Consider the following 2,559-nt stretch of genomic DNA (forward strand, 5'->3'; position numbering starts at 1 on the left):
CGGCCATCGGACGGGGCAGAGATCTATCGGACAAGTCGGACGGGTCGGCGGTCAGTGGCACCCCGGCAGGGGTGCTCGTCGTTTAGCCCCGGGTCTAGGGGCGTAGCCCCGGCGACCCGGGGATCCGGCATTGCAAGCGATCCCGCGACCCCGTAAGGTGTCGCACTGGTTGACTGACTGGTATGTGCGACACCCTTGCGGGGTCGTATACCTTGAATGCATCGTCGTTTCCCGGGGTCTTCGGCACTTCGTGCCTCGACGCCCGGTCTAAACAACGATGATCCCTCCGGGGCTACGCCCCTACGGGATAGTACGGCGGGAGGCACCCCTACGGCATCGTCCGGCGCAACCATTGATGAGATTCGCTCGGAGACTCACCCATTAGGTCCAACCCGTTCGACCCGACCGCTCCTCAGTCCTCTGATGACGACCTATTTACGGTCCATTAGAGACCAAAGGGAGGAATAGTTGCAGCGAGAAGACAAGAAGCGACACAAAGAGACATCGCCCCCCGTAAGGAAAGTATCTTTGCAGCTATCCTACTTACACCCTACATACGACCCATCAGAGGAATCTCCGCAAGAGCAAAAGGAAACCCACCATTAAGCATGGAGGGAAATCAGAAATCGCAACAAGATTCAAATAGATAGCAAACAGCAGATGCTTGATACATCAGAGAGACAAATGAGTCCGACTCCACTGCTCCAGTGAAGCAACAGAGGCCTCGCGAAGCAAGACTATACCATCCTTGTCCACGAGATAGATCGTGGGGACTCCCGTGATATTATAGAGGTCTGTGTCGTATAGATCTGTGTAATTGTAGCCATGGATCCAGCCCTTAGGAAGCTCGTCCTTAACGGACCTCGTCCACTCCTCAAGGGGTCCCATCTTATCCACCGTCAGCACCGATAGCTTACCTGCTGAGATAGCGGCAGACAAGGTCTCAGAGGACTGTATGTCAGCCATAACCCTATGGCAGGTATGGCAGGGGACGTTGTAGAAGAAGAGGATCAGTGGGCGCTCTCCGAGAAGCGACCTCATTGATGACTCTCCATCGAGAGTATTGTAGGTAAAGTCGGCAGCAGGCGTACCAGGACGGTTCTTCAAGACCAACGAGAGCTGATACTCCGGGATCATTTTATCGTCCTCAGAAGAGTAATCAGAGGCGATAATCGCACGAGCAAAGGGCAGATAGCTCTCATAGTCGCCACGCTCATAGAGGCCGTCAGCCAGGTGGGTAAAGACATAATAGGAGACGGAGTCTGCCTCTGCCCGCCTCATGAGATCCTTAACAGCAGGATAAGCAGTCGCTGAGTCTACCTCCGACAGCTGAGAGACATAACGATCAAAGACCCGGCTCATAAAGTCAGCATCGTGGGTATACGTCTCGTCCGTAAAGACAAGCCCATCCCAATAGTGAAGAAGTCGGTACTCTGCTCGCTCCTCAGGCGAAGAAAGGTCGGACGGGGTGGGAACGGTATCTAACCAAGCAACGCCGGCTTGGTCGAGATAGACGGCAGTATGCTTCTCCCTGGTGCAAGAGAGGAGTCCGTAGGACAGCATCAGCGAAAGCGCAACAACGGCAAATATAGATCGACACATAACGTAACTGATATATAGCGCAAATGTAAACAAAAAAGGAGGCACTCTCACCGAAGTGAAAGTGCCTCCTAAGGAATATGTGACGTTAGAGCATATGCTCTAGGTCATTTCATGAAGCTAAATCAGAGAGAACGAAGTTCTGAAGTCTTCTTGACAGGAACGATAACCTCGCCCTTAATCTCGCCCCACTTGTAAGTAACGGTGACAGGTACCTTAATGCTAAAGCCCTCATCGATATTCGAACCGTTGTTACGATAGGTGAGACGACCAAAGCGGAACTTCTTGGTAACCTTCTGGTCATTGACAACGACTTCTACAGTCTCATTGTCATCAGTCTGCTTGAAGATGATGTTCTCCGGGATCGTTGTCTCAGGCTTACCACCGACCTTCAGACCAATAGGCTTGATATTCTTAGTATCAATCTTGATGGACTGGATATCGTAGTACTTGAAGTAGTTCTCGTGCTTCGGCATGAAGTAATAGTCCTTGGTAGTCTTGACATAATTACGCCAGTCGTAGAGACGAACGATATCATTAATGTCAAGCCAAGTGAGCTCCTCACCAAAGTCCTTACCATCAACGAGATACTTATCAGTCTCAGCATCCAGACTAACCGGACGGAGGAAGTGAACGAGGAAGCTGTCACCGTCCTTAAGACCCTTGACAGTCATACGCACACCGCACTCATTCTCGGCAGCAATACGGATGCGAGCCATCATGTTCTCCTCAGAAGCATTGAGTAGCTGCTTACCGATCTTGCTGTTCTCATTGTAAGAAACAACGTAATCGTAGGTATTAGTAACCTTCTCAGTGTCACCGAATGTGATCTTCTTATCTGTCACGATGGTTGCAACCACCTCAGAGGGCATACCCTCCTTAACCGCAAGGAGCTGGGTACCATCTGCATTAGGCGCCAGAGTATATCCGAATGCCTCCTTAAGGGTGGGCTGCTTCTGC

The 2,559-nt window shown here is 51.3% G+C and carries 1 protein-coding gene and 1 pseudogene; both read right to left on the reverse strand.

What is annotated here, in order from left to right:
* Nucleotides 1-672: 672 nt before the first annotated feature.
* Nucleotides 673-1,602, reverse strand: coding sequence for a DUF5106 domain-containing protein (locus B088_RS08080; protein WP_081605497.1), 930 nt, complete (start codon nucleotides 1,600-1,602; stop codon nucleotides 673-675).
* 122 nt (nucleotides 1,603-1,724) lie between these two features.
* Nucleotides 1,725-2,559: pseudogene (locus B088_RS08715) on the reverse strand (hypothetical protein); the annotation flags it as partial.

Origin of the sequence: Porphyromonas bennonis DSM 23058 = JCM 16335 (assembly GCF_000375645.1) — a bacterium.
GTDB classification, from domain to species: Bacteria; Bacteroidota; Bacteroidia; order Bacteroidales; family Porphyromonadaceae; genus Porphyromonas_A; species Porphyromonas_A bennonis.

What these genes read in the sequence shown, in the direction of transcription:
- B088_RS08080 (WP_081605497.1), bottom strand. Translation starts at nt 1,602, where the DNA reads ATGTGTCGATCTATATTTGCCGTTGTTGCGCTTTCGCTGATGCTGTCC.